This is a genomic window from Kitasatospora sp. NPDC089797 (genome assembly GCF_040684795.1).
Lineage (GTDB): Bacteria > Actinomycetota > Actinomycetes > Streptomycetales > Streptomycetaceae > Kitasatospora.
Window position 1 is genome coordinate 58,280 of record NZ_JBFBGS010000058.1, and the last position, 6,917, is coordinate 65,196.

Genomic DNA, 6,917 nt, shown 5'->3' on the forward strand with positions numbered 1-6,917 from the left:
GCCCCGGGAAGGGGGACGGCACCATGGCGGCGGTGCCCCGGACGGTGGTGCTGGATCGGTGCGATCCGTGGGGACGGCCCCGGCCCCCCTCGCTCACGGGGCCGTCCCGGCGGTCGTCCGGTCGGGTCAGGCGAGGGTGGAGACCGCGGCCTTGACCTTGTCGCCGATCGCGGCCGGCATCGGGACGTAGCCCTTGTCGCCGATCGACTTCTGGGCGGCGTCGCTGATCGTGTAGGTCAGGAAGGACTTCAGGGTGTCCAGGGTCTCGGCCTTGTTGCCCTTGTCGCAGGCGATCTCGTAGGTCACCAGGACGATCGGGTAGGCGTTGTCGGCCTTGGTGCCGTAGTCCAGGGACAGCGCGAGGTCGCCGTCGGTGCCGGACACGGTGGAGGACGCGATGGTGAGGGCCGCGTTGGCGGCGGTCGCCTCGACCGGCTGAGCGGCGCCGGTGGCGATCTTGGCGCTCTTCAGGTTGTTGGTCTGGGCGTAGGACAGCTCGGCGTAGCCGATCGAGTTCTTGACCTGCTTGATCTGGGCGGAGACGCCGGCGCTGCCGTTCGCGGACTGGCCGTCCTTGCCCTTCCAGGTCTTGTTCGGCTCGGCGGTCCAGGCTCCGCCGGAGGTCTTGGCGAAGTAGGAGGTCAGGTTGAACGTGGTGCCCGAGTCGTCCGACCGGTGGAAGGTCTGGATCGGGGCGTCCGGCAGCTTGGCGCCCGGGTTCAGGGCGGCGATGGCCGGGTCGTTCCACTTGGTGATCTGCGAGTCGAAGATCTTGGCGGCGGTCGGGCCGTCCAGGACCAGGTTGTCGACGCCGTCGACGTTGTAGACCAGCGAGACCAGGCCGGCCACCATCGGCAGGTCGATCGCCTTGCCACCGGTGCAGACGGCCTTGGAGGCGTCGACGTCGGCCGGCTTCAGCGCGAAGTCGGAGCCCGCGAAGGCGACCTTGCCCTGGGTGAACTGCTGGACACCGGCACCGGAGCCGCCGCCGCTGTAGTTGACCGTGGTGCCGGAGCAGGCCGCGCCGAAGTTGGTCTTCCACACGTCGATCGCGGGGGCCTGCGCGGTCGAGCCGGCGCCGAGCAGGGTGCCGGCCTTGCCACAGTTGACCGCGGAGCTGGCCGCAGCGGAGCTGCCGGAACCACCGGACGCCTTGGTGTTGTTGTTGTCGTCCGAACCGCAGGCGGCGAGCGACAGCGAGCTGACGAGCGCCATGGCACCGATGGCGAGGGCCTTGGAGCGGCCGTTCCGCTGGAGCTTCACAGGGTGTCCCTTTCTGTGGCATTGCCCGTTGCGCGGGCCGTACGGACACGGCCGAGCGCGGGTTTTGCTGTGGTCCGGGGCCCGTGCGGCCCTCCGGTAGACCCGAAGTTAGGCCGGGTAAGTGACACGTCAGCCGGTCGCAAGTGAACGGAGAGTGAACCTCGAACGGATGACAGGAAACTACGTCACGTAGTAACGGTTGCGTCACGGCGCGGGCGCGGGGAGATCACTTCCACCGTTCCTTCCCCGGCGGTTCCTCGCACACCTGTACCGGCCTCGCACCCAGGATCACCAGCAACGCGTCCACCAGCAACCGGTCGCGGTCGTGCGTCAGCCGGACGCGCGCCTTGCCGGCCGGCAGCCACTCCATCCGGTCGACCTCGCGGTTCGGCCGGAAGGCCCCGCCGGTCGGCACCGCCGCCCAGTACCGGACCTCCTTCGGACGGCCCTGCGCCAGGTAGTGCTGGGTCGGCAGCTCCGGCCCGAGCAGGCAGTGGAAGCCGGTCTCCTCCCACACCTCGCGCAGCGCCGCCTCGACCGCCCCCTCCCCCGGGTCGAGCTTCCCCTTCGGCAGGCTCCAGTCGTCGTACTTCGGACGGTGGATCACCGCGATCCGCGGCCGCCCCAGCCGGCCGCTCGGCTTGGGCCGTCCGGGCAGCCAGAGCACCCCGCCCGCCGCCAGGACCACCGGGCCGCGACCCGGGCCGGCCGCGGTCGGGGCCGACGGCTGCCCGGTGCTCAGGCGATCGCGCAATTCAGGCCGTCCGGGGTGCGGGGGAATGCCCCCAGCCCTCGGCGGGGGGAATCTCCAGCCAGCCGTCCAGGCCCGGCGGGAGTTCGGGCCACCGGAGGCCGAAGGCGTACCGCGCCGCCTCCACCTCCAGTCGCTGATCAGCATGCACCACGCCCAGCACGTAGGCGGTCGCGGGGGTGATCCGCGGGGTGCGCGCCGCCGTCGCGGCGGTGACGGCGGCGTCCGCCGCCTCCTGGTGCCGGCCCAGCACCACGTCCAGCTCGTCCAGCTCGGCGGACTGGCGGCCGCACACCTCCAGCGCGTACCGGGCCCGCTTCACCAGGATCCGCAGCCGGGACCAGGGCGCGTCGTCGGCCGCCAGCGCGGTGTCCGCGTCCGCCGCACCGCGCGCCGCCGGCACCGCGCCCAGCCGGCGCAGCCCGTCCCCGCCGTACGGCGTCGCGGCCCGCCGCAGCGGCAGCTGCTGGGCGCTCGTCGACAGCGCGGTGAACGCGGCCGCCGCCTGCGGCAGCAGCACCGTCGGGGCCCGGCCGCCCGCCGCCTCCAGCAGCGGGGCCTCGCCGACCAGCAGGGTCATCCGGTCCGCCAGCGCGTGCAGCCGGGCCGAGCGGAGCTCCTGCAGCACGGTGGAGTGCGCCCTGGTCCGGGCCAGCGTCAACTGCCGGTCCAACAGCGCCCGCGCCTTGGGGGCACCCGCGTGCCCGGCCAGCATGCCCGTCCCCTCCGGGTCCGTGCCGCTCAGCGAGTCCACCGCGCCCAGCAGCCGGGCCGAGCGGCGGACGTAACCGGGCTCCAGCGCCAGCAGGTTGAGCAGCCAGCGCAGCTCGGTCCGCGACTCCTGCGCCCAGGCCTGCTCGAACAGGACGCCGAAGGTGTGCAGCAGCCCGCCGATCCGCCGCACGGCCCGCAGCAGGTCGGCGGTGCCGCTCGCCGGGACGGCCGCGGCCGAGCCCGGTCTGGCGCCGACCTCGCCCACCGCGAGCGGCAGGGCGCGCAGGAACGCCCCGGCCTGGGCGGTGAGCTGGCGGGAAAGGATGTCCCCGGCGGTCGCTGTGGAGGCCGCCTGGGCCGTCATCGGCGCATCGGTCATGGCGTGGTTGATCCCCGTTCCCCCGGGGCCCTTCCCCGAGGCTGGTGGCCGACCGCCGGAACGGCTCCCCCCGGGGCCCCGGGGCCCCGACCGTTCCGGCGGCTCGCATCAGTGGACGCGTCAGCGCGCGGTGGCGGCCCGGCGACGCTGGCGCGAGTCGATGAGCAGGTCCTGCACGTGCCGCAGCGGGCGCCCCTCGGCGTCCTGGGAGTGGCGGGTCCAGGCGCCGTCCGGTGCCAGGTGCCAGGACTCGGTCTCGTCCGACACCCCCAGGTCGATCAGTCCGGACAGCTCGGCGCGGTGCGCCGGGTCGGTGATCCGCAGCAGGGCCTCGATCCGGCGGTCCAGGTTGCGGTGCATCATGTCGGCGCTGCCGATCCACACCTCCGGATCGCCGTTGTTGCCGAACACGAAGACCCGGGAGTGCTCCAGGAAGCGCCCCAGGATGCTGCGCACCCGGATGTTCTCGCTCAGCCCCGGCACCCCCGGCCGGATCGCGCAGATGCCGCGCACCCAGACGTCCACCGGCACCCCGGCCTGGGAGGCCCGGTAGAGGGCGTCGATCACGGCCTCGTCGACGATCGAGTTGACCTTGAGCTTCACGAACGCCGGCCGGCCGGCCTGGTGATGGGCGATCTCGTTGTGGATCCGCGAGACCAGCCCGTCGCGCAGGCCCCGCGGGGCGGTCAGCAGCCGGCGGTAGGACTCCCGGCGCGAGTAGCCGGACAGCCGGTTGAACAGGTCCGAGAGGTCCGCGCCGACCTGCGGGTCGGAGGTGAGCAGGCCGAGGTCCTCGTACACCCGGGCCGTCTTCGGGTGGTAGTTGCCGGTGCCGACGTGCGAGTAGCGACGCAGGGTGTCGCCCTCCTCGCGGACCACCAGCGACAGCTTGCAGTGGGTCTTCAGCCCGACCAGGCCGTAGACCACGTGACAGCCGGCCTCCTCCAGCTTGCGGGCCCACTTGATGTTGGCCTGCTCGTCGAAGCGCGCCTTGATCTCGACCAGCACCAGCACCTGCTTGCCGGCCTCGGCCGCGTCGATCAGCGCGTCCACGATCGGCGAGTCGCCCGAGGTGCGGTACAGGGTCTGCTTGATCGCCAGCACGTCCGGGTCGGCGGCCGCCTGCTCCAGGAAGGCCTGCACCGAGGTGGAGAAGCTGTCGTACGGGTGGTGCAGCAGGACGTCGCGCTCGCGCATCGCGGCGAAGATGTCCGGCTGGGAGGCCGACTCGACGTCGGTCAGTCCGCGGGCCGTACCGGCCACGAACTTCGGGTACTTCAGCTCCGGCCGGTCCAGCTCGGCGATCCCGAACAGGCCGGTCAGGTCGAGCGGTCCGGGCAGCGGGAAGACCTCCGCCTCGGTGATGTTCAGCTCCCGCACCAGCAGGTCCAGGATGTAGGGGTCGATCGACTCCTCGACCTCCAGCCGCACCGGCGGGCCGAACCGCCGCCGCATCAGCTCCTTCTCCAGGGCCTTGAGGATGTTCTCGGTGTCGTCCTCCTCCACCTCCAGGTCCTCGTTGCGGGTGACCCGGAAGGCGTGGTGGGCGAGCACCTCCATCCCCGGGAAGAGCTCCTCCAGGTGCGCGCCCATCACGTCCTCCAGCGGGACGTAGCGCTGGGGCGAGGCCTCCAGGAAGCGGGCCAGCGACTGCGGCACCTTCACCCGGGCGAAGTGCTTGTGGCCGGACACCGGGTTGCGGACGACCACGGCCAGGTTGAGGGAGAGCCCCGATATGTACGGGAAGGGGTGCGCCGGGTCGACCGCCAGCGGGGTCAGCACCGGGAAGATCTTCTGCCGGAACAGGGTGTGCAGCCGGGCCTGCTCCTTCTCCGCCAGCTCCGGCCAGCGGACCAGCTCGATGCCCTCGGCGGCGAGGTCCGGCAGCACCTCCTGCTGACAGGCGGCGGCATGACGCGCCATCAGCTCGCGCGAGCGGGTCCAGATCAGGTCCAGCACCTCGCGCGGCTGGAGGCCGGACGCACTGCGCTGGGCCACTCCGGTGGCGATCCGGCGCTTGAGCCCGGCGACCCGGACCATGAAGAACTCGTCCAGGTTGCTGGCGAAGATCGCCAGGAACTTCGCCCGCTCCAGGAGCGGGATCCCCGGATCCTCGGCCAGCTCCAGGACGCGTTCGTTGAACGCGAGCCAACTGCGCTCACGGTCCAGGAAGCGGCCCTGCGGCAACGCTTCGAACTCCTGCTCGTCCGTGGCCGGCAGCTCCGGGGGGATGCCCAGCGCACTGGACATCCGGGCCGGCGGCGACACCGGGGCAGGGACGGGGCGGGGGATGCTCATGGGTTCCAGCTCCTCCAGCAGGACGGTGTCCGGACGCGATCGGCTCTGCGGGCCGTCGCCCTCGCCCCGGGCCGCCCCGGGGGACAGCGCCCACCCACCGGGCGCGGTCCGTACAGGACCGGCCGGGGAATGGCGGTCGACTCTGCACGAGCGAGACACGACGGACTTCATCCTGTGATCTTCGCGGCAGCAATTGAATCCACGGTAAACACCGCATGGCCAGGAGGAAAGCTGAGTCGGTCGGAGCAAGGGGCGGAGCCCGCCCCCGCCGCCCGGCCGCGACCGCTTCGTTACCGCCGGGCCGGTGCTTCGGCGTCACCGGGCCCGGCCGGGCGGGCGGCCGCTTCCACCCGCTTCTACTCCTGGTGATCCGCCTGCTGATCCGCCCGGTACCGGGCGCGGTACATGAGGTCCACCTCGTGAACGGTGAAACCCAGTCGCTCGTACACCCGGACGGCAGCCGGATTGTCGGCGTCGACGTAGAGGAGCACCGTCTCCAGTCCACGCTCGCCGGCCGCCGAGCCCGTCAGATGACGCAGGCCCGCGGCGGTCAGCGCGCGGCCGAGGCCGCTGCCCTGCTCGGTCGGGTCCACCCCGACGACGTACACCTCGCCGAGCTCCGGCTCGGTGGCGCTCGCCGGGTGCACCTTGGTCCAGTGGAAACCGACCACCCTGCCGCCCCGGGTCGCCAGGAAGAAGCCGGCCGGGTCGAACCAGGGCTCGGCGATCCGCTCCGCCAGGTCCTGTTCCGTCCAGGACCCCTGCTCCGGGTGGTGGGCGAAGGCCAGGGCGTTCAGCCGCAGCCACTCCGCGTCGTCCTCGCCCGGGCGGAAGGTGCGGAGCTCGATGCCCTCGGGGACGGACACGGCCTCGGTCTGCGGACCGCTGCGGCGCATCTGCCGCAGCTCGCGGACCAGCTCGGCGCCGTACGCCTCGGCCAGGTGCCGGGCCGCCGGGTGGCCTCCGTGCACCCAGAAGTCCACCGCGTCCCGGCCGGCCGCATGGGCCCGGGCCAGCACCGCGTCGACCAGCGGACGGGCCAGGCCGCGGCCGCGGGCGGCCGGGTCGACCACCAGCTCGGCGGCCGGGTTGGCGGGCCCGGCCTCCGGGACCTCCAGCTGGCCGTAGCCGACGACTGCCGCTCCGGTATCGGAGGCGGTTCCGCTCCCGGACTTCGGGTCGGTTCCGATCACGTGGGTCACGCCCGGGCGGGGAGTCTCGGCGTTTCGCAGCCGGAGCCGGCCCTGTTCGGACACGGCGGCCCGGCCGTCGACCGCCTGGGCATCCGCCAGCACGCGCAGGGCGCCGTCGCGCTGCTCGGCGCGGAGCACGTTGTTCGCAATGACCGCTGTCTGATCGTCCATGCCCCGACGATACGTCAAGGGAAATGCGAAAAGCCCCTGATCCGTAGGGATCAGGGGCTTTTCTGAATGATTGTTCGGCGGCGTCCTACTCTCCCACAGGGTCCCCCCTGCAGTACCATCGGCGCTGTGAGGCTTAGCTTCCGGGTTC

5 protein-coding genes and 1 rRNA gene are annotated in these 6,917 nt (G+C 72.4%); all 6 read right to left on the minus strand.

The window, feature by feature from the left end:
* Positions 1–126: 126 nt before the first annotated feature.
* Entirely contained in the window at positions 127–1,263 is a 1,137-nt protein-coding gene (gene pstS / locus AB0O91_RS34550) for a phosphate ABC transporter substrate-binding protein PstS (protein ID WP_363441721.1), read from the minus strand.
* A 226-nt stretch (positions 1,264–1,489) separates the two neighbouring features.
* Complete coding sequence (locus tag AB0O91_RS34555; RefSeq protein WP_363441732.1) at positions 1,490–1,930, minus strand: NUDIX hydrolase; 441 nt, start codon at positions 1,928–1,930, stop codon at positions 1,490–1,492.
* A gap of 88 nt (positions 1,931–2,018) precedes the next feature.
* Positions 2,019–3,107 (minus strand): CHAD domain-containing protein, encoded by a 1,089-nt coding sequence (locus AB0O91_RS34560; protein WP_363441723.1) that lies wholly within the window; start codon positions 3,105–3,107, stop codon positions 2,019–2,021.
* A 120-nt stretch (positions 3,108–3,227) separates the two neighbouring features.
* A complete protein-coding gene (locus tag AB0O91_RS34565) occupies positions 3,228–5,405 on the minus strand; it encodes an RNA degradosome polyphosphate kinase (RefSeq protein ID WP_363441725.1) in 2,178 nt (725 codons plus the stop codon).
* Between the two features lie 356 nt (positions 5,406–5,761).
* On the minus strand, positions 5,762–6,769 hold the full coding sequence (gene mshD / locus AB0O91_RS34570; RefSeq protein ID WP_363441727.1) for a mycothiol synthase: 1,008 nt from the start codon (positions 6,767–6,769) through the stop codon (positions 5,762–5,764).
* 72 nt (positions 6,770–6,841) lie between these two features.
* A 5S ribosomal RNA gene (gene rrf, locus AB0O91_RS34575) occupies positions 6,842–6,917 on the minus strand; the annotation flags it as partial.

Excerpts from the sequence above, each read along its gene's own strand:
- AB0O91_RS34565 (WP_363441725.1), bottom strand. The coding sequence starts at position 5,405 with ATGAGCATCCCCCGCCCCGTCCCTGCCCCGGTGTCGCCGCCGGCCCGG.
- mshD (WP_363441727.1), bottom strand. The coding sequence starts at position 6,769 with ATGGACGATCAGACAGCGGTCATTGCGAACAACGTGCTCCGCGCCGAG.
- AB0O91_RS34560 (WP_363441723.1), bottom strand. The coding sequence starts at position 3,107 with ATGACCGATGCGCCGATGACGGCCCAGGCGGCCTCCACAGCGACCGCC.